This is a genomic window from Streptomyces endocoffeicus (assembly GCF_016741935.1).
Lineage (GTDB): Bacteria > Actinomycetota > Actinomycetes > Streptomycetales > Streptomycetaceae > Streptomyces > Streptomyces endocoffeicus.
Genome location: NZ_JAERRG010000008.1, coordinates 395,382 through 419,755, shown reverse-complemented (window position 1 = coordinate 419,755; position 24,374 = coordinate 395,382). Strand labels below are relative to the sequence as shown.

The 24,374-nt window shown below is 71.1% G+C and carries 24 protein-coding genes; 11 read left to right on the top strand and 13 right to left on the bottom strand.

The window, feature by feature from the left end; translation table 11 throughout:
* Positions 1 to 105 precede the first annotated feature (105 nt).
* On the top strand, positions 106 to 858 hold the full coding sequence (locus JK364_RS22285; RefSeq protein WP_201852893.1) for a sirohydrochlorin chelatase: 753 nt from the start codon (positions 106 to 108) through the stop codon (positions 856 to 858).
* Positions 859 to 878: 20 nt separating this feature from the next.
* On the opposite strand, the gene JK364_RS22280 is transcribed toward JK364_RS22285, so the two are convergent.
* A complete protein-coding gene (locus JK364_RS22280) occupies positions 879 to 1,319 on the bottom strand; it encodes a Rossmann-fold NAD(P)-binding domain-containing protein (RefSeq protein ID WP_307841353.1) in 441 nt (146 codons plus the stop codon).
* An 18-nt stretch (positions 1,320 to 1,337) separates the two neighbouring features.
* Complete coding sequence (locus tag JK364_RS22275; protein WP_201852892.1) at positions 1,338 to 2,294, bottom strand: quinone oxidoreductase family protein; 957 nt, start codon at positions 2,292 to 2,294, stop codon at positions 1,338 to 1,340.
* Between the two features lie 59 nt (positions 2,295 to 2,353).
* On the opposite strand from JK364_RS22275, the gene JK364_RS22270 reads away from it, so the two are divergent.
* Positions 2,354 to 2,929: a TetR/AcrR family transcriptional regulator gene (locus JK364_RS22270; protein ID WP_201852933.1), complete on the top strand. Its 576-nt coding sequence runs from the start codon at positions 2,354 to 2,356 to the stop codon at positions 2,927 to 2,929.
* A gap of 70 nt (positions 2,930 to 2,999) precedes the next feature.
* Here the strand turns inward: JK364_RS22270 and JK364_RS22265 are convergent, their stop codons facing one another.
* The 3 genes from JK364_RS22265 to JK364_RS22255 are packed head-to-tail and all read right to left on the bottom strand — an operon-like array spanning position 3,000 to position 5,529.
* Positions 3,000 to 3,764 carry an HNH endonuclease family protein gene (locus tag JK364_RS22265; protein ID WP_201852891.1) on the bottom strand — a complete coding sequence of 255 codons (765 nt, stop codon included), beginning with the start codon at positions 3,762 to 3,764 and terminating at the stop codon, positions 3,000 to 3,002.
* A gap of 35 nt (positions 3,765 to 3,799) precedes the next feature.
* On the bottom strand, positions 3,800 to 5,149 hold the full coding sequence (locus tag JK364_RS22260) for an AAA family ATPase (protein WP_201852890.1): 1,350 nt from the start codon (positions 5,147 to 5,149) through the stop codon (positions 3,800 to 3,802).
* Positions 5,150 to 5,202: 53 nt separating this feature from the next.
* Positions 5,203 to 5,529 (bottom strand): hypothetical protein, encoded by a 327-nt coding sequence (locus JK364_RS22255; protein ID WP_201852889.1) that lies wholly within the window; start codon positions 5,527 to 5,529, stop codon positions 5,203 to 5,205.
* 172 nt (positions 5,530 to 5,701) lie between these two features.
* On the opposite strand from JK364_RS22255, the gene JK364_RS22250 reads away from it, so the two are divergent.
* Both JK364_RS22250 and JK364_RS22245 read left to right on the top strand, forming a co-directional pair.
* Positions 5,702 to 6,550 carry a helix-turn-helix domain-containing protein gene (locus JK364_RS22250; protein ID WP_201852888.1) on the top strand — a complete coding sequence of 283 codons (849 nt, stop codon included), beginning with the start codon at positions 5,702 to 5,704 and terminating at the stop codon, positions 6,548 to 6,550.
* The gene (locus JK364_RS22245) at positions 6,547 to 6,765 is read left to right on the top strand and encodes a DUF397 domain-containing protein (protein WP_307841352.1); all 219 of its coding nucleotides are present in this window, start codon (positions 6,547 to 6,549) and stop codon (positions 6,763 to 6,765) included. The genes JK364_RS22250 and JK364_RS22245 overlap by 4 nt, the downstream gene beginning before the upstream one ends.
* A gap of 5 nt (positions 6,766 to 6,770) precedes the next feature.
* Here JK364_RS22245 and JK364_RS22240 read toward each other — a convergent pair whose 3' ends face one another.
* Positions 6,771 to 7,934 carry a serine hydrolase domain-containing protein gene (locus JK364_RS22240; RefSeq protein WP_201852887.1) on the bottom strand — a complete coding sequence of 388 codons (1,164 nt, stop codon included), beginning with the start codon at positions 7,932 to 7,934 and terminating at the stop codon, positions 6,771 to 6,773.
* 164 nt (positions 7,935 to 8,098) lie between these two features.
* On the opposite strand from JK364_RS22240, the gene JK364_RS22235 reads away from it, so the two are divergent.
* Entirely contained in the window at positions 8,099 to 9,652 is a 1,554-nt protein-coding gene (locus JK364_RS22235; protein ID WP_201852886.1) for a phosphodiester glycosidase family protein, read from the top strand.
* A 161-nt stretch (positions 9,653 to 9,813) separates the two neighbouring features.
* Entirely contained in the window at positions 9,814 to 10,401 is a 588-nt protein-coding gene (locus JK364_RS22230) for a Uma2 family endonuclease (protein WP_037949494.1), read from the top strand.
* Between the two features lie 9 nt (positions 10,402 to 10,410).
* Here JK364_RS22230 and JK364_RS22225 read toward each other — a convergent pair whose 3' ends face one another.
* The gene (locus tag JK364_RS22225; protein WP_201852885.1) at positions 10,411 to 10,734 is read right to left on the bottom strand and encodes a cupin domain-containing protein; all 324 of its coding nucleotides are present in this window, start codon (positions 10,732 to 10,734) and stop codon (positions 10,411 to 10,413) included.
* Between the two features lie 116 nt (positions 10,735 to 10,850).
* On the bottom strand, positions 10,851 to 12,071 hold the full coding sequence (locus tag JK364_RS22220) for a S8 family peptidase (protein WP_201852884.1): 1,221 nt from the start codon (positions 12,069 to 12,071) through the stop codon (positions 10,851 to 10,853).
* Positions 12,072 to 12,454: 383 nt separating this feature from the next.
* Here JK364_RS22220 and JK364_RS22215 point away from each other — a divergent pair, with 383 nt between their 5' ends.
* Together JK364_RS22215 and erm are read left to right on the top strand one after the other, a co-directional pair.
* A complete protein-coding gene (locus JK364_RS22215) occupies positions 12,455 to 14,764 on the top strand; it encodes an MMPL family transporter (protein ID WP_201852883.1) in 2,310 nt (769 codons plus the stop codon).
* A gap of 538 nt (positions 14,765 to 15,302) precedes the next feature.
* Positions 15,303 to 16,199, top strand: coding sequence for an ErmE/ErmH/ErmO/ErmR family 23S rRNA (adenine(2058)-N(6))-methyltransferase (gene erm, locus JK364_RS22210; RefSeq protein ID WP_201852882.1), 897 nt, complete (start codon positions 15,303 to 15,305; stop codon positions 16,197 to 16,199).
* On the opposite strand, the gene JK364_RS22205 is transcribed toward erm, so the two are convergent.
* The 4 genes from JK364_RS22205 to JK364_RS22190 form a co-directional block, all read right to left on the bottom strand.
* Entirely contained in the window at positions 16,100 to 17,134 is a 1,035-nt protein-coding gene (locus JK364_RS22205; RefSeq protein ID WP_201852881.1) for a CDP-alcohol phosphatidyltransferase family protein, read from the bottom strand. The genes erm and JK364_RS22205 overlap by 100 nt on opposite strands.
* Positions 17,135 to 17,293: 159 nt before the next feature.
* Positions 17,294 to 18,604: an ABC transporter substrate-binding protein gene (locus JK364_RS22200; protein ID WP_201852880.1), complete on the bottom strand. Its 1,311-nt coding sequence runs from the start codon at positions 18,602 to 18,604 to the stop codon at positions 17,294 to 17,296.
* A complete protein-coding gene (locus JK364_RS22195; protein ID WP_372461974.1) occupies positions 18,604 to 19,545 on the bottom strand; it encodes a carbohydrate ABC transporter permease in 942 nt (313 codons plus the stop codon). Before JK364_RS22195 ends, JK364_RS22200 begins: the two co-directional genes overlap by 1 nt.
* Entirely contained in the window at positions 19,542 to 20,486 is a 945-nt protein-coding gene (locus tag JK364_RS22190; protein ID WP_201852879.1) for a carbohydrate ABC transporter permease, read from the bottom strand. The genes JK364_RS22195 and JK364_RS22190 overlap by 4 nt, the downstream gene beginning before the upstream one ends.
* Before the next feature lie 152 nt (positions 20,487 to 20,638).
* Here JK364_RS22190 and JK364_RS22185 point away from each other — a divergent pair, with 152 nt between their 5' ends.
* Positions 20,639 to 21,559 (top strand): phosphotransferase enzyme family protein, encoded by a 921-nt coding sequence (locus tag JK364_RS22185; RefSeq protein ID WP_201852878.1) that lies wholly within the window; start codon positions 20,639 to 20,641, stop codon positions 21,557 to 21,559.
* A gap of 330 nt (positions 21,560 to 21,889) precedes the next feature.
* Here JK364_RS22185 and JK364_RS22180 read toward each other — a convergent pair whose 3' ends face one another.
* Positions 21,890 to 22,612, bottom strand: a complete 723-nt coding sequence (locus JK364_RS22180) for an exonuclease domain-containing protein (RefSeq protein ID WP_201852877.1) — start codon at positions 22,610 to 22,612, stop codon at positions 21,890 to 21,892.
* Positions 22,613 to 22,791: 179 nt separating this feature from the next.
* Between JK364_RS22180 and JK364_RS22175 the strand changes: the two genes are divergently transcribed.
* Positions 22,792 to 23,553: a FadR/GntR family transcriptional regulator gene (locus tag JK364_RS22175; protein ID WP_230992298.1), complete on the top strand. Its 762-nt coding sequence runs from the start codon at positions 22,792 to 22,794 to the stop codon at positions 23,551 to 23,553.
* Positions 23,550 to 24,368, top strand: coding sequence for an ABC transporter ATP-binding protein (locus JK364_RS22170; RefSeq protein ID WP_201852876.1), 819 nt, complete (start codon positions 23,550 to 23,552; stop codon positions 24,366 to 24,368). The genes JK364_RS22175 and JK364_RS22170 overlap by 4 nt, the downstream gene beginning before the upstream one ends.
* The last annotated feature ends 6 nt before the right edge of the window (positions 24,369 to 24,374 follow it).

The following is a 24,374-nucleotide window of genomic DNA, read 5'->3' as shown; positions in this document are numbered from 1 at the left end:
ACTCACTGAACGAAGACCGCTGGCCGAAGACCACTGACCGCAGACAACCGACCGAAGACCACTGAGCGGAAGCCACCGAACGGAAGGCCACGGAAAGCCATCACCATGTCTGCCCCGACCCTGCTGATCATCGCCCACGGCAGCCGCGACCCCCGCCATGCGGCGACCGTCGACGCGCTGCGCGCGCGGGTGCGGTCGCTGCGGCCGGGGCTGCGGGTGGAGGCGGCGTTCCTGGAGTTCAACGCGCCGCGCGTACCGCAGGTGCTGGCCCGCCTCGCCGCGGAGGACGCCACCGAGGTGATCGCCCTCCCGCTGCTGCTGACCCGCGCCTTCCACGCGAAGACCGACATCCCGGCGGTGCTGCGCGAGGCCACGGCCCGCCACCCCCGCCTCTCCGTCCGCCAGGCCGAGGTCCTGGGCCCGTCCCCGCTGCTCGTGGACGCCCTGGAACGCCGCCTGTACGAGGCGGGGCTGCGCCCCGCCGACCGCTCCTCGACCGGGGTCGTCCTGGCCTCGGCGGGGTCCACCGACCCGGAGGCGATCGCGGTGATCGCTGAAATCGCGCGGGAGTGGCGGCACACCGGATGGTGCGCCGTGCGACCCGCGTTCGCCTCCGCCTCTCTTCCCCGCACCGAGGACGCCGTCCGCGCCCTGCGCGCGGACGGCGTCCGCCGGGTGGCCGTGGCCCCCTACGTCATCGCCCCCGGCCGCCTCCCCGACCGCATCGCCCGCGGCGCCGAGGCCGCGGACGCGGACCTCCTGGCCCCCGTCCTGGGCCCCGCCCCGGAACTGGCCCGCCTCCTGCTGACCCGCTACGACGAGGCCCGTACGGCGCCCCCGGCCCTGCTGACGGCCTAAGACCGATCGTGCCCAGACGCCTACCAGGGCACTTCTCCGTTTTCGTCCTGGAAGGTTCCGCTCGGGCCGTCCGCGTCGAGAGTCGCCAACCGCACGACGACCCTGGCACTCTCCTCCGGCGCCCTTCCGATTCCGAATGCCGCGGTCAGGTCGGTCGCGGTGGTGCCGGGCTCGACCGCGTTGAACTTGATGCCCGGCTGGGACTTGGCGTACTGGACCGTCAGCATGGTGGCCGCGGACTTGGAGGCGGAGTAGAGCGCCAGCGGCAAGTTGAACTCCGGCCGGTCCGGATTGGTCACTGCCCAGAACGACCCGGCGCGGCCCCGCTCGACATCACGCGCGCCGATGTAGACAACGTGGCCCAGCGCCAGAAGCTGTTTGGCCGTCTCGAAGCCGATTCCCTTGTTGGCCCCGGTGTTACGCTCGTTCCTCCTGCCATGTTCGGGCAGTTCGTCGCACACCGCGCGTACGGCCAACGGTCACGGGAGCAGCAGCAGCTTCCCGGTGGTCGTACGCGACTCGATGTCCGCGTGAGCCCTCGCCGCCTCCGCCAGCGGGTACCGACCGCCGATCCGGACGACCAGTTCGCCTCGCTCGACGAGCGCGAACAACTCGGCCGCACGCGCCGCGAGTTCCTCGGGGGTGCGGACATGGTCCTCGGTCACGGCGTAGGTGAGGCGGGTGCTGCGGGGGATCTCGTTCATCGCGATGGTCGGCACGTCCCCGATCAGCGGCCCGTAGAACACCAGCGTGCCGTGCGTGCGCAGTACCCGCAGCGATGCGGCGAACGTGGTCGCGCCCGCACCGTCGAAGACCACATGCACACCCTCGCCGCCGGTCAGCTCGCGCACCGGCTCGAGGAACGCGTCACCGGAGGAGACCAGGACGTGGTCGGCGCCCGCGTCGGCGGCGAACCTGACCTTCTCCGGTCGCGACACCAGGCCGATCACGGTGCCGCCGCGGGCCTTGATGATCTGGGTGAGCATCATCCCGACCCCGCCGGCGGCCGCGTGCACGAGCGCGATGTCCCCCGGCCGCACCGGGTGGGACACGGTGGCGAAGTGGTGCGCGCTCAGCCCCTGCACGAGCAAGCCCGCGGCCGTCTCGTCGTCGACGGCGTCGGGCACCGGGACGAAACCGCTCGCCGGGAGCACGATCTGCTCGGCATAGCCGCCGAGGTTGTCGACCGTCAACCACGCGACACGGTCCCCCGGGGCGAACCCGTGCACACCCTCGCCCGTCTCCGCCACCACTCCGACGCCTTCCGCGCCCGGTACCTCGGCCAGGGCCTGCCTGCGGATGGCGGTGTCGAAGAAGTTCACCCCCGCCACGCGGACGTCCACCAGGACTTCTCCCGGGCCCGGACGAGGTGCCGGCCGCTCCCGCAGCCGCAGCACTTCCGGTCCCCCTGCTTCGTTGATGACTATCGCTCTCATGCGGCCGAAGGTATGTACCAAAAAATGTACCCACAAGTACACTTTGGCCGGTGACGGTCATGAGGAAAGGCGCCGCGACCCGCCTGCGCATTGTCGAGGCCGCCGCGGCCGAGATCCGGGAACGCGGCACGAACGCCACCACGCTCGACGACGTGTGCCGGCGCAGCGCCACCGGCAAAGGGCAGATGTTCTATTACTTCCCGGAAGGCCGGGAACAGCTTCTGCTCGCGGTCGCCGAACTTGAAGCCGAGCGGGTATTCGAGGACCAGCAGCCGTACCTGAACGAACTCACCTCACGCGCGGCCTGGGAGGCGTGGCGCGACCTCATCGTCAAGCGCTACCGCGACCAGGGGCTGTACTGCCCGCTCGGGGTGCTGATCGCCGATGTGGGCCGGTACAGCCCGGCCGCGCAGGCCGTGTCGGCGCAACTGGTGCGGCGGTGGCAGGAGTGCGTCCGAGCCGGTATCGAGGCCACCCAGGCGACCGGCGAGGCCAACCCGGCACTCGACGCCGACCGCACGGCCGCGGCGGTGATCGCCACGATCCAGGGCGGCGTCACCGTCCTGCTCTCCACCGGCTCCGCGGAACATCTGGAGGCCGGGCTGAACCTCTGCCTCGACCACCTGCTGTCGTAGCCCGCAAGCACCAGTAGTCGGGCGACCGCGGCCCTCCTCGGCCCAAGCATGAGCTTGCGGGAAGTGGCGTCTAACCCTCCGCCGAGGCGGACTTCCAGGACCGGCAGTCGGGCTGGTGCCGCGAAGTCTGCTGAGGAATGAACACCGGCTTGGCTACCGGCTGTCCGTACAACGCACGCAGTGCCTCGACGGCAGCCTCATCCCCGAGGATCACGGCTGCCGAGGGCCGGTCCGCGATGCGCCGAAGCTCTTGCAGAACGTCGGCGAGGGGCTGACGTCGCAGTCTCAGCATGCGCTTCTGCGCACCGGCCGTGTCGTCCGCCGCCAGGAGTGCGGCGCAGCCCGCCAAGGTGTCGAGGCACTGCCCGACAGCGTCCAGTCGCCCTTTGCGTAACGGACCCCGGTTGAGCTGAAAGACATCGATGGTGGCGCAGCCCCGCGGGGTCAGACAGTGGTACTCACCACTGGTGAGGGACAGCCGGAGATGGCGTGCGGGTTCGTCCGCCGTGGGGTCGATGATCAGTGGTTCCCCGGTGGCAGTGTCTTTGGGGAAGGTGCCGCCCTTCGCGTGCGAGTTGCAGAAGGAGCACGCGAGGAGGTGGTTGTACCAGTCGAACACCCGATGGGGCGCGAGGCGCAGGGGTTCGAAGTGGTCGATCGCGGTGCCGAGACTCTCCGAGCAGTACATACAGCGCTCGATGCCACTGGCCATCGTACGGAGGGCCGTGGCGACGCGGGCGCGGGTGCCGTCGGCCGCGTTCCAGGCGTTCCGGGCCACCTTCTCGGTGAGACCGAACTCGGGTAATCGAGCCTGCGCCTGTGCGAGCAGTTTCACCGTTTGGCCGTCGAGTGGTGATCGTTCCAGCCGGATCACTCGTCACGCCCCAGATAGGCGGTCACTTCGCTCACCCGCGCCGACAACGAGCTGTTCAACTGGGCGCTCAGCCGCCGGTACTCGGCCAGTTCCGCCTCGGTCGCCTGGTCATCCAGCACCCGAAACTCCATGGCTGCCAGCCGTCGCCGAAGCTCGTCCGCCCGCTCGGAGTACGGCGAGTCCACCCCGAAGAGGTCGGAGAGAATCGCGTCATCCCCGCTGCCGTACACCACACGCTGATACAGCTCATCGTCGGCCACCTCGGGCGGCCGCTCCTCAGTGGGGGCGGCCAGCCGGATCAGTCCGCCGGGGTCGGCTGACTGGCAGATGTAGGGGCTGTGGGTCGTGACGATGAACTGGATCTCGGGAAAGTGCTGCTTCATCCACTGGCCGATCCTCTTCTGCCAGCTGACGTGCAGGTGAGCGTCGACTTCGTCTATGAGTACGACGCCCGGCATGGGGATGACGGGGTGTCCGCCACGCTCCTCGACCCGGAGTTCCCCGTAGGCGCCATGCAGATGTCGCACCAGGTCCACGACGAGTGCGGTCACGGAGCGGTAGCCGTCACTCATGCCGCGCAGGGCCAGAACACCGCGCGGCGTGTTCACCCAGAGGCCGTCGGAGTCGACTCCGGTCACCTCGTGATCATCGGGCAGCAGTCCATCCCCGAGCAGCAGCTTCACCGTGTCCACCAGCTCAACGGCACCGGGACGTCCCTCAAGGCCACGCAGGTGCTGGTCGATCAGCCAGGTGACGCCCTCGGCCAGGCAGACGTTCTCGTCGAAGAGCGTTGCCAGCCGGTCGACACGCTCGAATCCGGCAGCCGACCGCCCACCATCGAGTCGGCGGTACGGACCGTACCCGAGGACCAGCCACCCCTGCGGAGTCTCCTGCCACGGTCCGGACTCGGCCCTGCGTTGAAGCTCGAAAGCGTTCGTCGTGGACGGGCGCCGCAACCGGACATGGCTCTCGCCCCACTTCGCCATCCGCTCCCAGACCATGCGGACGCTTCCGGTCTCCGGAAACCAGTCGTGGGGCAAGTCATCCGCGTTGACCCACCGCGCGTCCACGTGTTCCGGCCCGACCACCGACGCCTCGACGACCGCCTTACGCGCCCCTCGCGTCATCCAGTCACCGGCGTCCTTGAGCAACGCATGGGTGACGGCGGGGCCCTGCAGAACCAACGCGAGGGCTTGCAGCACCGTCGACTTGCCCGAGCCGTTACGCCCGGCCAGCACGGTCCAGCCCGCGTAACTGCCATCCTCACGCCGCGGGAATCGCAGCCGGGCCGCCCGGTGACCGTGGAACCCTCGGACCCCGGACAGCTCCAAGTCCGTTACGTACATGTCTGTGCCCTCCTACGGACCGGAGCAAGTACTTCTGCGCAGACTATCGATGCTCAAGCGGCTTCGGCGCGATCGAAAGTGGCGCCTCCGGACCGGCTGAGCCACACCAGCCTCGCCGTCACGCCGTCCTCACCGCCGCCTCGCGTGAACCATCGAAGCGCCCGCTCCGGCGAGTTGAGGACCATCTGGCCGGTGCCGTCGGCCGTGGTGACGTGGACGGGACCCTCACCGAAGGCCATCCCCCACGCCGCGACACACCCGTCCTTCAGGCCGGGCCGCACCTCGCACTCCTGGACGACGGCGAAGATTCTGGGCGCGATGGCGAGGACGAGGTCGCAGAGTTCCTTGTCGAAGAGTTCTGGGGAGTGCGGTGTCTCCATCTGGGCCTCCACGGGCGCAGTAGGCTTCGGCTGCTGCTCACCGCTGCGTGATGAGCGCATCACTCACGGTAGAGCATAAGGTTATGCTGACACAACCGCTCGCAGCTACGGGGCGTTGGACCTGCGTCGTGGCGCACGGCAGACTGCCGAACAGCCTGGAGGGGAAGAGAGCATGCCGAGAAGTCAGCCCACAGCACGACAGCGCCGACTCGGTACTGAGCTGCGCAAGATGCGCGACGCGGCTGGTGTGACCGCCCGCCGGGCGGCCGAGCTGATCGGTACGAACCCCATCCAGATGAGTCAGGTCGAAGCGGGCAAGGCCGGTATCAGCGAGGCGCGACTGCGCTATATGGCCTCTCAATACGCTTGCTTCGACACCGCGCTGCTCGACGCACTGGTCGCCATGGCCGGTGAGCGCGGCAAGGGGTGGTGGGAGGAGTACCGGGGCCTCCTCGCGCATGGCGCACTGGACCTCGCCGAGTTGGAGCACCACGCAACCCACATGCGCATGCTTCAAGCCTCCTACGTTCCGGGACTCCTGCAGACCGAGACCTACATCCGGGCGCTCATGGCCTACGCCGTTCCTCCGCTGCCGCCACAGCATCTCGACGCGCTGGTCTCCTTCCGCGTACGGCGGCGGGAAGTGTTGTCCCAGGACTCGGCGATCGCGTTCTCGGCGTTGATTCACGAAAGTGTCCTGCGCACACGCGTAGCCGACCGGAAGGTCGCACGCGAGCAGCTCGCCTTCATCCTGGAACAGTCGGAGCGCCCGAACGTCACCGTCAGGGTGATCCCTTTTGACGTGGACGGCTTCGGCGGAGCCGGAAACTCCATGCTCTACGTCGGCGGGCCCGTTCCCCAGCTGGATACCGCGCAGATCGATGCCATGCACGGCTCGTTCTGGATGGACGCGGAATCAGAGCTCACGAGATACCGCGCGCTACTGGACAAGGCCGAGGCTTCTTCCCTCGCGGTAGGGGCGTCGCGGGATTTCATCCACCGCATCGCGCAAGAAATATGAGAGAGGTAACCATGTCGAGCCCGGCCAAGTGGCGCAAGTCTTCGTTCTCCGGAAACGGGGAGGACAACCATTGCGTGGAACTCCTCCCCGTCGACGGCGAGATACAACTTCGGGAGAGCGACGCCCCCGCCGATATCCTCACCACCACACCGGGCCGACTCAGAACCTTCATACGCGCCGTCAAGGCGGGCGCGCTCGACGACCTCGCGCGGTAGAGGCGCTAGCCGGCCACCGCCGTGGCCGCCGCGTGCACCGCGCGGATCAGGCGTTCGTTCTCCGGGGCCGCGCCGCCCGGATAGGCGAAGCGGCGGCGGTTGTAGCCGTAGGCCAGGCCGGTGCGGGGGTCGGCGAAGGCTTGGGAGCCGGCGGCGCCGCTGTGCCCGAAGGCGCCTGCGCCGAGGACGGGGTAGATGTCGCACAGCGCCTGGAAGCCGAGGCCGAAGGCTTTGTGGGCGCGCGATACGACGTCGTAGCCGATCGAGTGGATCTGCGCGAAGGCGGCGGCCGTGTCCGGCTTGAGGAGCGGTGCCTTGCCGTCGAGTTCGCTGATCGCGGCCGCGTACATCCCGGCCAGGCCACGCGCCGAAGCGACGCCGCCGAACGAGGCGGGGCCCTTGGCGCGTACGACGCGGAGGTTGGACAGCTCCCCCACGTCGACCGCCTGCGGGTGGTTGCGGTTGAAGGCGATGCCGGTCAGGCTCAGCGGACCGGTCGCGGCGGCGTCGAGTTCGGCCTGCTGCGCGGGGGTGGGGAGCATGGGCAGCGTGCTGAGGAAGCGTGGTTCGTGCTCCTCGGGCAGCCCCAGGTAGAAGTCGAGGTCGTGGCGGGAGCGGACCCGGGCCTCGAACAGCTCCTGGATGCTCCGGCCGGTGACGCGCCGGACCACCTCGCCGGTGAGCGCCCCGATGGCCAGGGCGTGATAGCCGAAGGCGGTACCCGGTCGCCAGTACGGGGCCTGGGAGGCCAGGCGCTCGGCGATGACACGGTCGTCGGCGAGCTCCTCCAGGAGGAAACCGGCGTCGGCGCCGACCACTCCGGCCCGGTGGGACAGCACATCGCGCAGCGTGATGTCCTGTTTCCCCTCGACCCCGAACTCCGGCCAGTAGTGGCTCACCCGCTGGTCCAGCTCCAGGGTGCCGTCCTGGACCAGCAGGGCCACCACCAGGTGGGCCGCGCCCTTGGTGGAGGAGAAGACCCCGGTCAGGGAGTCCGCCGTGATCTCCGGCCCGGTCCACAGGTCCACGACCCGCTCACCGTCGACGTACGCCACTAACTGGGCGGCGTAATCACCGCCTTCGTCCGCCGCGACGGCGCCGAATTCCCGCCGTACGGATTCGAAGCCTTCGGCAACGGTCCCCTGGGGCGCGTTCTTCTCGGTCGGCACGAGTACTCCTCGGTTGTCATCGTCGCGGATGTCGCCATCACCACTCGTGCCGCTTCCGAACCTCGGCCGCGCGCGGACTATTCCCCCGCCCGTTCACCGTACGTTCCGCGGACCGCCCTCCGTGTGTGTCGGCCCGGCCCCCGGGCGGCGCTGGACTTCCGGGCATGCGCAACGAACAGAGCACCGTCCGCCGAGGCCCGGGCACCCGGATGGGGGCCGCACTGGGGGCCGCCGTCGTACTGGCGGCCATCCATCCGTCGGCGCAGGCGGCACCGGACACCGGATCCTGGACGACGGAGGCGGTGGCCCCGGGAGTGCAGGTACGGACCGGGGTTCTCCGGGACGCGGACGCCAAGCCGAGCTGGACGGTCACCGTGCAGGGGCCCGGTGCCGCACCGCTGGGCGACCGGTCCTGGGCGGACGCCACGGCGGGGCGGCTGCGCGACGCCGGGTTCGAGCCACGGGTCGAGCGAGTGGCGTGGCCCGCCTACGCGGACACCCCGCACGGCACCATGGGGTGGCGGGTGCGGATGGGCTCGTACGGCACCTCCGGCGAGGCGCAGGGCGCACGCGAGAAGGTCGCCGCGGCCGGGTTCACGACGGTGGCGGAGTGGACCGGCTACGACGGGCAGCGGCCCGCCGACCGGGAGAGCGTGCATGTGGCGGTGATCGACCCGGCCCGGTTCACCGGCAGCGTGGCGGCCACGCATGACAGCAGCGTGGCGGACCGCGAGACGACCTCGTCGGTCGCCGCGAAGCGCCACTCCCTGGTCGCCGTCAACGGTGGCTTCTTCGTCACCTCCGACGCCGACGGCGTCCAGGGCACGATGGCCGGAATCGCGGCGTACGACGGCGAGTTGGAGTCGATGGCCGTCGGTTCACGGGCCGCGCTGATCCTCGCGGACGGCGGTCGGCACGCCCGGATCGCCGATCTGACCAGCACGGTCACCGCGCGGGCGGGCTCGTCCACGTATGCGGTGCAGGGCATCAACCGGGTGCCCGGCAAGGTGCGCAACTGCGGCCGCCCCGGGGCCACTCCCACCGAGCTGCCCCGGCAGGACCTGACCTGCTCCGAGGCCGACGACCTGGTGAAGTTCACCCCGAGGTTCCGCGCCGCGCTGCCCACCGGGCCCGGGACCCAGGTGGTGCTCGACGCCGACGGCCGGGTGGTCTCCACCGGCGCGCGCGGCGGCACGGTCCCGGCCGGGGGCTCCGTGCTCCAGGGCATCGGCGCCGCGTCCGACTGGCTGACGGCCCACGCCCGGCAGGGCGAGCGGATCGCACTGGAGGAGGTCGTCCGGGACACCACCGGCCGCCGGGTCCGGCTCGACTCCGACGACAGCATCGTCAGCGCCGCCCCCACCCTGGTGAAGGACGGCCGCATCGCCATCGACGCCGCCACCGAGGGCACCCTCGACCCGAAGAACCTCTCCTTCGGCTACGCGTGGTCGAACGTCCGCCAGCCCCGCACGATGGCCGGGCTCGACGCGAAGGGGCGACTCATCCTGGCCACGGTGGACGGCCGGCAGCCCGGCGTCAGCGAGGGCTTCACCCTGGAGGAGGCCGCCCGCTTCATGCGCTCCCTGGGCGCCGTGCAGGCCCTCAACCTGGACGGCGGCGGCTCCACCGCCATGGCCGTGAACGGCAAGCTCGCCAACGTCACCTCCGACGCGACGGGCGAACGCGCGGTGGGCGACACGGTCCAGGTGGCGCCGTAGCGGGACGCGCTCGTCATCGCTGAGTGTTCGGTTCACTCCTGTGGGTGATATTCGCATCTTATGGCCGCCGCCTTACGACTCGGGCTGGAAGCGTCGGCGGGTGTCAGAGCTGCGTGCCATGCTGGAGCCAGGGAACACACGAGGAGGCGGTGGTGGCGATCATGAGCGTCGCTGAGACGCGAGTCGACGATCACGAAGGCCCCTGGACGGTCGAGGACGTCCTTGCACTCCCGGAGCATCCGGCACGCGCCCGCTTCGAACTCGTGGACGGTGTCCTCATGATGTCCCCTGCTCCCGACTGGGACCACCAGACCGTGTCTTCCGAATTGCACAGTCAGATCAAGGCCGCTCTGGCCCGGTCCGGCGCACGGTTCCGCTCCGGCGAGGCGGTCAACGTAACGGGAGAATCGAGACTGTTCATCCCCGATATCGCTGTCGTCGACCGCGCCGCCGTTCCACGCGGCACACTGGCCGCGCCCCTCGACGCGGCCCTGCTTCTGGGTGAAATCGTGTCGCCGTTCAACCGAGCCGCCGACCGCATCCTCAAGCCGGCACTCTACGCACAAGCGAAGGTACCCGCCTATTGGCGGGTCGAGATGGAACCAGATCTGTGCGTGGTGGTGCACGAGCTGGACGGAGGCACCTACCGCGAGGCTGCCACCATCACGGGCAAGGCATCCGTCGACGTCGCCGGAGAATTCACCGTTGACCTGGATCTCGACGTCGTGCGCCGCGAGCTGGAGGGCTGACGCCCAGCCCTAACCCTCCGGGTAGAACACGAAGAGCGTGCAGCCCGTGGTGGTCCGGGGGATGTGGGAGGAGCCGGCGGGGGCGTGGATGAAGGTGCCGGCGGGGTAGTCGTGGGCGCCGTCGTTGAAGGTGCCGGAGACCACGAACACCTCCTCGGGGCCCGGTTCATGGACGTCCAGGCCCTCCCATGAGGTGCCGGGGTCCATCTCCAGGACATGCGCCTTCGCGCCGTTGTCACCGGTCCACAGGGGGCGCAGGCGGATGCCCGGGAAGAGCTCCTTCACCGGGGCGTTCTCGACCGCTGCCGATGTGTATCCGTCCGTGAGGTTCATGCCGCTCAGCGTGGCATTGGGTGGGGCGACCGCCAAAGGGCGCAGCCGGTTGGTCTCGCCACCCGGCTGCGCCCCTGGGACCGATCACTTCACCCGTCGGATCGCCCGTTGGGGCCTTACTCGACGACCTTCAGCAGCTTGTTCGGCGTGCCGTCGCCCGGGTTGGAGATCTTGTCGGCGGTGGCGCCGTCCGTGAGGGCCTTCGACACGTCGGCCGGCTTGGCGTCCTGGTGGCCGCCGAGGTAGACGGCGGCGGCGCCCACGACGTGCGGGGTGGCCATCGATGTGCCGGAGATGGTGTTGGTGGCGTCGTCGCCGGTGTTCCAGTCGGAGGTGATGTCCGAGCCGGGGGCGTAGATGTCCACCACGTCGCCGTAGTTGGAGAAGTCGGACTGCTCGTCCTTGTCGGTGCTGGAGGCGACCGTGATCGCGTCCTTCACCCGGGCGGGAGAGCTCTGGCTGGCGTCGGCGGACTCGTTGCCCGCCGCCACGCCGAAGGTGACACCGGAGTCGATGGCCTTCTGCACGGCCGCGTCGAGGGCCTCGTCGGGGGTGCCGCCCAGGCTCATGTTGGCGACGGACGGGCCCTCGTGGTTCTCGGTGACCCAGTCGATGCCCGCGACGACCTGCTCGGTGGTGCCGGAGCCCTGGTCGTCCAGCACACGCACCGCGACGATCTTGGCCTTCTTGGCGACGCCGTGCTCGGCACCGGCGATGGTGCCGGCCACATGGGTGCCGTGGCCGTTGCCGTCGTCGGCGCTGTCGTCGTTGTCGACCGCGTCGAAGCCGGACGTGGCGCGGCCCTCGAAGTCCTTGTGGCTGGTGCGGACACCGGTGTCGATGACATACGCGGTGGCGCCCTCACCCGCGTTGTCGGGGTAGGTGTACTTCTTGTCGCCCTGGGTGTCTTCCTGGTCGATCCGGTCCAGGCCCCACGACGGCGGGTCCTCCTGGGTGCCCTTGATGGTGTAGCGGTGGTTCTGGACCACCTTGGCGACCGACGGGTCGGCGGCCAGCCGCTTGGCCTCGGTGTCGGACAGCCCGCCGGCCGAGAAGCCGTTGATGGCGGAGTCGTAGCTGCGGCGCAGCTTGCCGCCGTACTGCTCGGCGAGGTCCTTGCCCTCCGAGGCGGCCTTGATGCTCTTGCCGCCCTTGAGCATGACGATGTAGCTGCCGTCGACGGCGTTCTTCGCCTGGGTGCCGTAGACGGTGCCCTCGGCGGGCTGGGCGGTGGTGGCGCCGGCCGGGACGGCCACGAAGACACCGGCGGTGACGGCGGTCGCGGCGGCTATGGCCAGACCGAGTCGACGCGCGTTGCGCTGCTTGTGAACTGCCATGACGAGGGTTCCTCCTCGTGCGGTTGTGGGGGGAATCCGCACCCCGGATCGCGTCCGATCCCTCAAGTGCGGCAGATCCGGAGAGTGTTGGGGCCACTCCGGTTCTGACAAAACCCTGACTGATGGGTACGGGTCAATTCAAGATCCCCACCAAGGTGTGACATAGGCAACGTTCTGCGCTTCGACCGCGCCCCGACCTCGAGGTCAACGCCCTTTGCGTGTAGGGGGCCCGCATCAGGGAGGGTAGGGCTGTCCCCCCTTCTGCGGTTGGAGGGAACCACCGGACGGTTCACCGGTCAGCAGGATGGGTCGGCCCGACGCCACGGCCTAGCGTCGTCAACGAGTGGCGGGGACAGTCCGTCACCAGGGCATAAGGGGATGTCGTGGCGGACACAGGCCGCTTGGACAGGCCGCGCGGGATAGCGGCACGCGCGGGCAGTTGGAGCGCCCGTCACCGGTGGGCGGCGGTCGGGGGCTGGGTGCTGCTGGTCATCCTCGCCCTGGCCGTCGGCTCGATGACGGGCCGGGTCGATGTGTCGGAGAGCGAGCAGGTTCCCGGCGAGTCCGGGCGCGTTTCGAAGATTCTCGACGAGGCGGGCATTGACGACGCGGCAGGGGAAACCGTGCTGATCCAGGCGAAGGGCGGCCAGGCGACGGGCGGCCAGGCGACGGGCGGCGGGCTCACCGCGAACGACCCGGCCTTCCGCAAGGCGGTCGACGCGGTGATGGCCGGCGTACGCGACACCGGCAAGGTGACCGCCCTCCGCTCCCCGTACGACACGAAGTCCATCTCCGCCGACCGGCGCTCCGCGCTGGTGCAGTTCGAGATGCGCGGCGACGCGGAGAAGGCGGCCGACCACATCCAGCCGGTGCTGGACGCGGTGGACAAGGCGCAGAACGGCCACCAGGACCTGCGGATCGAGGAGTTCGGCGACGCCAGCGGCCAGAAGGCGTTCGACGACGCGTTCGGCGACGACTTCACCCAGGCCGAGTTCTCCGCGCTGCCAGTGGCGCTGGGCATCCTGCTGATCGTCTTCGGTGCGCTGGTGGCCGCGCTGCTGCCGGTGGTGCTCGCGATGACCGCGTTCCTGGCCACCACCGGTCTGGTGGCGGTGGTCAGCCACTGGGTGCATATGAGCGACACCGCCAACTCCGTGATGCTGCTGGTGGGGCTGGCCGTCGGCGTCGACTACTGCCTGTTCTACCTGCGCCGGGAGCGTGAGGAGCGCGCCGCGGGACGGGACGCGCAGACCGCGCTGCGGGTGGCGGCGGCCACCTCCGGGCGCGCCATTCTGATCTCCGGTGTCACGGTGATCGTGGCGATGGCGGGCATGCTCTTCACCGGTATCGCGGAGTTCAAGGCGATGGGGCTCGCCACGCTGATGGTGGTGGCGGTGGCGATGGTCGGCTCGGTGACGGTGCTGCCCGCGCTGCTCTCGCTGCTCGGTGAGCGGGTGGAGAAGGGCCGGCTGCCGTTCCTGGGCCGCGCCAAGCGGCGCGGCGGCGCCGAGAGCCGGATCTGGCGCGCCGTCCTCCGCCCGGTTCTGCGCCGCCCCAAGCTGTCGCTGGCCCTCGCCGGTGGCGCGCTGATCGCGCTGGCCGTCCCCGCCGTGGGGATGAACACCGCGAACCTCACCATGGACCAGGAGTTCGGCGACCGGCTGCCGGTCGTGAACGCGTACAACCACATCGACGAGGCGTTCCCGGGCGGATCCGACCCGGCCAGGGTCGTGGTGAAGGCGGACGACATCGACGCGGCGCCGGTGCGCGACGCCCTCGCCCGCTTCCGTACCGAGGCCGTGGCGAAGGGCGCCTCCAAGGGGCCGGTCGAGGTGACCGTCCACCACCGGCAGAACCTGGCCGTGGTGGAGGTCCCGTTGATCGGCGGCTCCGACGAGGGCAAGGCCGAGAAGAGCCTGGACGTGCTGCGGAACGAGGTGCGCCCGGCGACCCTCGGCACGGTGGACGGGGTGGACGCCCCCATCGGCGGCTCGACCGCCTCCTCCAAGGACTTCAACGACAAGCTCGGCTCGGCCGTCGCCCCGGTCTTCGCCTTCGTGGTGGTCTTCGCATTCCTGCTGATGCTGATGTCCTTCCGGTCGCTCACCATCGCCGTGACCTCCATCGTGCTCAACCTGCTGTCGGTGGGCGCCGCGTACGGCATCCTCACCGCGGTCTTCCAGCACGGCTGGGGCGCGGGGCTGGTCGGCGCGGAGGGCGTGGGCGCGATCGTGTCCTGGCTGCCGCTGTTCCTCTTCGTGATCCTGTTCGGGCTGAGCATGGACTACCACGTCTTCGTGGTCTCCCGGATCCGCGAGGCGCGCCTGGCCGGGCGCACCACCAAGGACGCGGTGGTGCACGGTGTGGTGACGACGGCGGGCGTGGTCACCAGCGCCGCCGTCATCATGGTCGCGGTCTTCTCCATCTTCGGCACGCTGTCGATGCAGTCCATGAAGCAGATGGGCGTGGGCCTCGCGGCCGCGGTCCTCATCGACGCCACCGTCATCCGCGGGGTGCTCCTCCCGGCCGTGATGTCGCTGCTGGGCGAGCGCAACTGGTACCTGCCGAAGTGGCTGGGCTGGCTCCCGGACCTCGCCCACGACGAGCCCGCCCCGGCCCAGCGGCCTACCGTCCTGGTGGGCGCTTCCCCGAGGCCGGACGCGGACGAACGGCCCCGGCACGCGAGGGTCTGACGACCACATCCTGATAACCAACCCTCAACCGGTCACATGGCCTCCGGGCCGTGTGACCGGTTCGGCGTGTGGGGCGGAAAAGGCGTTGCGGGGTGTCCCGGCCGGTCCCTACGGTTGCGGGGATACGGCGGAGATCCGCATACGCGACGTTTCGCGTACGCGCGCACGGGAGGAGTACACCGATGGGCGGAAATCCCGGCATCGGCGTGTTCACCCGCATCACTCGTGGCTGTGCCCGGGTGGCGTGTGCGTGCGCCCTTCCTATGCCTGCCCGCCGCCCGCGGCGCGGCCCCGGTGCCCTGGCCGGCCCGGACGCGCCCGGTGTCTCCCTGAGTCTGTGAGCGGCCCGAGCCGCTGACTCGCCCGGTTTCCGATCGTCCCTCGCGGTGAGCCGATTCCTCGCCGTGAGCTGATCCCTTACACCCCCACGCGCCCTCGGCCAGGGCCCCCGCCAGTCCAGGAATCACTCGTTCCGGGACGGGCGGCAGGGCCCGTTCCGCGCTGCTGCCGCCCGCCCGGCTCCGAAAGGACCGTGGCCGTGGCCCGCAATCGACACCAACTCCCTACCCCACGCCGTACCGAACGCGACCGCGCGAGGCGGGCGTACGGGCAGAACTTCCTCGTCGACTCGGGCGCCGTCGCCCGGGTCGTACGCGCCGCCCGCCCCGGGCCCGGCGATCTCCTGGTGGAGGTCGGCGCGGGCAAGGGGGCGCTCACCGAGGCGCTGGCCCCGCGTTGCCGTCAGCTGATCAGCTACGAGATCGACCGGCAGCTGATCCCGGGGCTGCGGGAGCGGCTCGCCCGCTGTCCGCGGGTCCGGGTCGTGCACCAGGACTTCCTCGAGGCGGCGCCGCCACGCGAGCCGTTCGCCCTGGTCGGCAACGTGCCCTACGCCCGTACCGCCGAGATCGTGGCCTGGGCGCTGCGGGCGGTGCCCCGGCTGACCTCGGCGACGCTGCTCACCCAGGCGGAGTACGCCCGTAAGCGCACCGGGGACTACGGCCGCTGGTCGCTGCTGACCGTACGGTCGTGGCCGGAGGTCGAGTGGCGGCTGTGCGGGCGGGTGGCGCGTACCGCCTTCCGGCCGGTGCCCGCGGTGGACGGCGGGATCCTGCGGCTGACCCGGCGGCCGCGGCCGCTGCTCACCGACCCGGCGGCCCGGTCCGCCTACGCGGACCTGGTCGAGCTGGGCTTCACCGGGGTCGGCGGCTCACTCCACGCGTCACTGCGCCGGGTCTGCCCCGCCCGCGCGCTCGACCGGGCGTTCCGGGCGGCCGGGCTGGGGCGGGACGTCGTGGTGGCGTATGTGACGCCGGAGCAGTGGCTGGTCCTCGCTCAGGAGCTGACCGAGGTGGTGGCCGGAATGCGCTCTTCAGCAGCTTCGAAGGAGTTGATGGTGCGGGTGAAGTCCCGGGTGGACAGCAGGAACTTGTAGATGATGGCCAGCTCGAAGACGAGCAGCAGCACACCCGATACAACGGTCGTCGCCACCACCGCGTCAACGGCCGGGCCGACGATGAACACGCCCATCTGGAATTCGATGCCGCTGATGAGATGAGCGCGGATGCGGTGGCGCTGCAGGAAGTTCCGGCACCGGACCCACCACGGGAAGCGGCGCCGGAACTCCTGGTGCAGATCGACGACGGCGGGGCGGCGCGGGGCCGGTACCGGGGCCGGGGCATCGGCACCGGGCTCGGCCGCGGTGTGCGGGGCCGCCGTGGCCTCAAGGGACACCACCGGCTCCAAGGGAGCCACCGTGTCGTGGTCCGTCTCCAGATCGGCCTTGGGGTTCTCCCGCAGCAGGTCCTCCATGAAGGCCAGTTCGGCCTGGTTCTCGGCCTTGCGGGCCGCCCGCATCCGGGCCTTGATCTGCTTGCGCATCCCATGCCGGATCTTGAAGATCTCCAGCGAGTCGATGTAGCGCAGCGCGTCCAGGAAGGTGACGGCCAGCGCCAGCCACAGATATAGGACGTCATCCGTGCGCGCGTACTGACCGGCCATCAGCGCGACCGCGCAGACCAGCACCCGGATCCGGTCGAAGACGAAGTCCAGCCACGCCCCGAAGACCGAGCCGGTGCCGGTCAGCCGGGCCAGCTTGCCGTCCATGCAGTCGAAGATGAAGCTCACGTGGTAGAGCACGGCCCCGAGCAGCAGCCATCTCCAGTCGCCCTGAGCGAAGCACGCGGCGGAGCCGAGGCCCACCAGGAACGCACCCCAGGTGAGCTGGTTGGGGGTGGCCCGGGTGTACTTGGCGATCCAGCGGACCAGCGGTGTGGCCACCGGGTCCACGAGCATGACGGTCCACCACGCGTCTCGCTTCTTCTCGGTGATCCGGCGGACCTCGGCGAGCGGCGGTATGTCTCGGGGCATGGTCAATCTTTCTGGCGTTAGACACGAGTTCACCTGAAGGTAAGAAACCGTTAAGGGAAGAGACAAGATCGGGCAAGGGCAACCTTTGCCAGGGGGTAAGGGTCTGCTTGGAGGACCGGGTCCATGGCAGGACCAGGTGCGCCGACGGCGCAGCGGGTCTTACCGCTGGTAGCGGGCGAGCACCAGGTTCCCGTCGTCGACGAGCCGCTCGCGCAGCTCCCCCATTCCGATCGCCCCGCTGTAGTACTCCTGCAGCGCCGGAGTGGCCACCTTGTCCTTCCACTCCGGATAGCCGCGCACCGTCTGCGCGGGCGCCGGGCGCAGCTGTCCGGCCAGAGCGGTGCCGGTGGCCCAGCCGTGGCGGCGGGTGCGCAGGGCGGGATCCCGCAGCGCGGTCCGGCCCGTGGGGAGCATCCAGTCGCCCAGGGCGAGCCGCACCATGTGCGGCGGGCGCAGGAAGAAGTCGATGAAGCGGGCCGCCTCCCGCTGGTACGGGCTGTCGGCGGCGATGGACAGCGTCTGCGGGCTGACCCCCTGCCGCTGGTCGCCGCCGGGCCCGGCCGGGGACGGCAGTACGGTCCAGGCGAACCCCTTGGGCGCCTGCTGCACGATCTGCTGGCGGTAGGAGAAACCGAGCGGCACCATCGCGTACTTCCCGCCGAAGAAGCCGGGGAGGGTGTCGGAGCCGCCCATGCCGAGGGTGGTCCGCGCGGCGGTGCGGTCGCCACCCAGCTGGTCGTGGATGACGCGGGGCACCCGCTGGTCGGCGGCGTCGAACCGGACGGTGACCTTGCCGTCCGCGCCCCGGCCCCGGCCCCGGCCCCGGCCCCGATGGAAGACCTTGCCGCCGGTGGAGAGCGAGAGGTTGAGGGTCGCGGAGACCGGCTCCTTGAGCGGCCAGGCCACGCCGTACGCCCCGTCCCGGGTCAGCGCTTCGGCCGCGTCCTCGAACTCGGCCCAGCTCCAGGGCCGTTCGGCGGTGGGGATCCGCACCCGGGCCCGCTCCAGCAGCGCGCGGTTGGCGATGAGCACGCGCGGCTCCTGGAGGAACGGCACACCGTGGACGCCGCCGCCGAAGGTGGCGGTCTGCCAGGTACGGGGCGGGATCTCGTCCTTGAGCCGCCGGGGCAGCAGGTCGGTGAGATCGGCGAGATAGCCGCCGTAGGCGAAGTCGGCGAAGTCGTCGGTGGCGTCATGGATGATGTCGGGTGCCTCACCGCCCTCGAAGGAGGTGAGCAGCTGGTCGTGGACGCCGTCCCAGCTGCCCTGGACATACTCGACCCGGATGTCGGGATGGGCCGCGTTCCACTCCCCCACCAGTTGCTTGTTGGCCGCCACCGATTCCTGCTGCCAGGCCAGGGACTGGAAGCGCAGGGTGATCCGGCCGCCGGTCGCCCGCCGCCGCTCCGGCGCGCAGCCGGACAGCAGCGCCCCGGTGGCGGACGCGGCCAGCAGCGTTCGGCGGCGCATCAGTGCTTCACCGCCCCGGCCAGGGTGCCGCTGGTGATCCGGCGCTGGATGAGCGCGAACAGCACGAGCGAGGGCAGCGTCGCCAGCAGTGAGGCGGCGGCGAGCGGGCCGAGATCGGCGACACCCTCGGTTCCGATGAAGTGGGTGAGGATGATCGGCATCGTCTGTTTCCGCGGGGACTTGAGCAGGACGAGCGCGAAGAAGAACTCATTCCAGGCGGTGATGAACGCGAAGAGGGCGGTGGCCACGATGCCCGGGGTCAGCAGCGGCATGGTGACGGAGATCAGCACCCGCAGTCTGCCCGCGCCGTCCACGGCCGCGGCCTCCTCCAGTTCGCGCGGTACGGCCCGGGCGTACCCGGCCAGCATCCACAGGGCGAACGGCAGGGACCACACCACGTACACCATGATCAACCCGCCGAGGGAGTCGATCAGTCGGACCTCCTTGAGCACCAGGAACAGCGGGATGATCACCAGGACGAAGGGGAACGCCTGGCTGACCACGATCCAGCCGGTGGCCGCCCGGGACAGCGACGAGCGGTGGTGGCGGGCCATCACATAGGCCATCGGGGTGGCGATGACGACGGTGATGACCGCGGCGGCGAGGGAGGCGATCAGGCTGTTGCCCGCGGACCGCAGCAGCGGCTGCTCATCGAACGCCTGACGGAAGTTGTCGAGGGTGGGGTGGTCGGGGAGCCAGCCCGGGTGGAGGCTCGCCAGCTCGCGCGGCGGCTTGAACGCGGTGGAGACCAGCCACAGCAGGGGGAAGGCGAGGAAGACCAGATAGCCGAGGAGGGCGAGGTACTGGCCGGTGCGCGCCGCGCGGCGCCGGGCGGCGGGGCCGCGAGGGACGGCGGCGGGGGTGGTACTGGGGCTGGGGCGAGGCACGGCGCCGGGACGGGGACGGGGACGGGAACGCCTGACGGTGATGCGGGACCTCATGCGTCCTCGTCCCCCTTCAGCCGGGCCACGAGATGGACGGCCAGCAGGATGGAGACCACCGCCACCAGCACACAGCCCATCGCCGCCGCGTAACCGAACTGGCCGTAGCGGAACGCCTCTTCATAGGCGAAGAGCATCGGCAGCCGGGTGCGGCCGCCGGGCCCGCCGCCCGTCAGCACGTACACCAGCGCGAAGGAGTTGACGTTCCAGATGAAGCTGAGCGCGCTGATGGCGAGGGCGATGGGCCTGATGGCGGGCCAGGTGACGGCGCGGAAGCGGCGCCACGCACCGGCGCCGTCCATGGCCGCGGCCTCGTGCAGTTCGCGCGGCACATTCGAGAGCCCGGCCAGCAGGGTGACCGTGACCTGCGGAAGCCGTGCCCAGATACCGACCACGACGACGGCGGGAAGGGCGGTGGACAAGCTGCCGAGCCAGTCGCGGTGGGTGCCCAGCGTTTCGTTGAGCACCCCCGCGTCGGGGTGGTAGACCAGCCGCCACATGATGCCGACCACGACCTCCGGCATCGCCCAGGGGACGATCGCGAGCGCCCGCGACAGCCAGCGGAACCGCAGCTCCTGGTGGAGCAGCAGCGCGAGGCCGAGCGCGAGCAGGAACTGCGGTACGGAGACGGCCACCGCCCACACCAGGCCGATCCGGAAGGACTCCCAGAAGAGGGTGTCGCGCAGCAGGTCCTGGAAGTTGAGCAGCCCGATCCACTGGGTGGGTTCGGTGCGGCCCGCCTGGGAGTCGGTGAAGGCGAGCGCGATGCCGTAGAGGAGCGGGCCGACGCTGAGGAGGAGGATCGGGATCAGCGCGGGCAGCACCAGGAACCACGCCCGGTGGCCACTCGCCGCACGGCCCTGGCCCTTGCCGGGGGCGCCGGACGGGGGTGGGGCGGAGCCCTGGTCCGAGCGCGCCGGGTCGGCGGTCGCGGGTATCACGGCAGGGCCCCCTTCGGACGCGGTGGGAGGGCGGTCCGGGTGGGAGAGCCCACGTCATCGTGCGGAGGGCGGGCGGTGCGGTCAAGAGGTGCGTCGGCCGGTTCACCTGCGGCGCCTGATGCGAGACTTGAGCGCCGACGAGGAGAAGAGGCATGGCGGTGGCGGAAGTCGCGTTCACGGAGGAGCGGGCGCGGGCGGTGCTCTCGGCCGCGCTGCCGCCCTACCGGGCCGGTACGGCGGAGGCCCGGCTGCTGGCCCTCGGTGAGAACGCCGTCTTCGCCGTCGACAGCCTCTCCCTAATGGTCCGGATCAGCCGCGACCTGGAGGTGTGGGACCGGGCAGCCCGGGAGCTGAGGATCGCCGACTGGCTCGCCCGGGAGGGGCTGCCCGCGGTCCGCCCCGACCGGCGCTTCGGCCCCGAGCAGCCGCTTCCGTTCGCCAACCATCTCGTCACGTACTGGCAGCGGCTTCCCGATCCGGTACGCCCCGCCGGGGCACGCGATCTCGCGGAGCTGCTGCGGATGGTGCACGCCCTGCCCGACCCGCCCGGCGACCCGGCGCCGCTTCCGCTGCCGCGCCGCGATCTGCTGGGCGGGGTCGAGCGCTGGCTGCGGCTGGCCGGGGACGCGATCGACCCGGCGGACGCGGCGTATCTGCGTGCCCGCCGGGACGACTTCGCGTCCGCCGTCGAGGAGCTGACCCCGCGCCTCACTCCCGGCCCGATCCACGGCGACGCGCTGCCGCGCAATGTGCACATCGGCCCGGACGGCCCGGTGCTGGTGGACCTGGAGACCTTCTCGCACGATCTGCGCGAGCACGATCTGGTGGTGATGGCCCTGTCCCGGGACCGCTATGGGCTCGGCGCGGCGGAGTACGACGCGTTCGTGGCGGAGTACGGCTGGGACGTCCGCGAGTGGCCCGGCTGCGCGGCGCTGCGGGGCGCGCGCGAGACCGCCAGCTGCGCCTGGGTCTCCCAACACGCCCCGGGCAACCCGGCGGCCCGCACCGAGTTCACCCGCCGCATCGCCTCCCTGCGCGAGGGCGACACGGCGGTGCGCTGGCACACATTCTGAACGAACGACTCCGCTCCAGCGCCCACCACGCGGCACACCATGCGGCGGAGCCGCATATAGGTGCTGCGGGAAGGGGCGAAGCCCCGGTCCGAGGTCTGGGCCGAAGCCCCCGCCCGAGGCCTGGGCCGGAGCCAGGTCCGGGGTCTGGGGCGGAGCCCCAGTTTCGGGAAGGGGCGGGGAGGGGAACAGCCCGCCGCAGGCGGCACGATCCGCTCGACACCCCCAGGCCGGGGCGAACGGGTTGGAACCGGGGCCGTGCGGACCGGCCATCCGCCGGAAACTCATCGGCGCGGCGCGCCCGGATATCCGCCCGGCGGGCCGCTGCCCCGGTTACCCCACCACCGCGCCCGCCTCCCGCAGCGGCCAGCCGCCGTCCACGACCGCGTCCGGGGTGCCCTTGCGGCGCAGCCAGGACTGGAAGTCGGCCGCCCAGTGCGCGTACCACCCCACCTGCTTGCGGTGGAGGTCCCACAGCTCGAGCCCGGCGACCTCGCCGTACCGCTCGGCGAGCGCGCGGGCGACCCGCACCGCCGCCAGCGCGTCCGCACCGGCGTCATGGGCGCGGTCGTGCACCACCCCGTACTCCCCGCAGACGGCCTCCAGCGTGCGCTTGCCCTTGCGGTAGCGGTCGACGGCGCGGTCTATCGTGTACGGATCCACGACGGGTCCGGTCTCCGCGCCCTCCAGCCGCTCGCTCAGCGGGCGCAGCCCGTGCCGCCCCAACTCGGCGGCGAGCAGGCTGAGATCGAACGCCGCGTTGTACGCCACCACCGGGGCGCCGGCGCGCCAGTGGGCCACCAGCACCTCGGCGACCTCCTCGACCACCTCGCGCGCGGGCCTGCCCTCCGCCGCCGCCCGCTCACCGGTGATCCCGTGCACCGCCACGGCGTCCTCGGGGATGGGCACTTGAGGGTCGGCCAGCCACTCGCGGCGCCCGACCGGCTCCCCGCCCCTCACCTCGACCACGGCCGCCGTCACGATCCGTGCCGCGCGCGGGTCGGTGCCCGTCGTCTCCAGGTCGAATCCGATCAGCAGCCCCCGGTGCCAGCTCATGGCCGCCCCTCCCTTTGTCGTACTTCCCCCATGTGTGCACCACCTTCCCATGCACCACTGACAACGGCCGGTGCGCCGAAGCGAGTCCTCAGACGTCTGAGGACTCTGTGTTAGAGTCCCCGCCGTCCTCGGTTGATCGTTCAGGGAGAGGCGGCGCGGTGGCGGCGGAGACGGCACGCTTGCGGCACGGACCCGTGGTGCCACGGGTCGAGAGCGCCCTGCGCGCGATGCTCACCGAGGGCCGCTGGCGGCCCGGCGAGCGGCTGCCCAACGAGGTGGCGCTCGCCGCCGAACTGGGCGTCGGCCGCTCCTCGGTGCGGGAGGCCGTGCGGCTGCTGGCCCATGACGGGCTGGTCGAGGTGCGCCACGGCTCGGGCACCTACGCCGCGCGGCCCCCGGCCCCCGCCGGGGAGGGCGATATGCGGCGGCTGCTGCGCCGGGCCCGGCTGCGCGAGGTGTACGAGGTGCGCCGCGCCCTCGAGGTGGAGGCCGCCCGGCTGGCCGCCGGGCGCATCCGCCCCGAGGACATCGGGCGGCTGCGGGACCAGCTCGCGCTGCGCGAGGAGCGGGCCGGAGGCGATCCGTCCGCCTTCATCGACGCCGATCTGGCCTTCCACCGGACCGTGGTGGAGCTGTCCGGGAACGCCGTGCTGCTCGGCCTGTTCACCTCCGTCCTGCCGGTGCTGCACGAGGCACTGGTGGAGATGGTCAGCCACGAGCCGGCCCTGCCCGATGTGTCGTGCGCCCACGCCGAACTGCTGGACGGGCTGGCGCGCGGCGACGCCGACACCGCGATCGCGGCCACGGTCTCCCATCTCGAGGCCGTCATGGAACTCTTCGACAGCGGCAGCGGCAGCGAGAGCAACACCGACAGCGACACCGACAGCGACACAAGCGAACTCGAAAGCGACAACAGCGAAAAGGAGGTGGCGGCCCCGTGACCGCCCCGGCCGTCCCCGTACTCAACCTGCGCGAGGTGGATGTGGTGCGCGACGGCGCCCCGCTGCTGCGCTCGATCTCGCTCACCGTCCACCAGGGCGAGCACTGGGCGCTGCTCGGTTCCAACGGCGCGGGCAAGTCCACCCTGCTCAGCCTCGCGGGCGCCCTGGTGCACCCCACGCGTGGCACGGTGGAGGTCCTCGGCCGCACGCTGGGGCGGGTGGACATGCGGGAGCTGCGGTCGTTCGTGGGCCATGTGGATCCCCGGCATCCGCTGCGCTCCCCGCTGCGGGTGCGGAACGTGGTGCTCACCGGGCTGACCAACACCGTGGAGCCGGTCCCCCGCCACCGCCCCACCCCCGACCAGTGCGACCGGGCCGAGCGGCTGCTCACCACCCTCGGCATGGGCGGGAAGCTGGACGCGCGCTGGCCGACCCTGTCGCATGGCCAGCGCGGCCGGGTGCTGATCGCCCGGGCGCTGATGCCCCTCCCCCGGCTGCTGCTGCTCGACGAACCGGCCACCGGTCTGGACCTGGCCGCCCGTGAGCAGCTGCTGGAGAGCCTGGACGCCCTGCGCCGGGACCACCCCGAGCTGGCCACGGTCCTGGTCACCCACCATCTGGAGGAGCTGCCCGCCAGCACCACCCACGCCATGCTGCTGCGCACCGGGGAGTGCCTGGCGTCGGGCGCGGTGGACGAGGTGGTGACCACGGACCACATCACCAAGTGCTTCGACCACCCGGTGCACATCAGCCGCACCGACGGCCGCTGGGCCGCCCGCGCCCTACGGCCCCCGCACCGGGGCACCGGCTCATGACGTCAG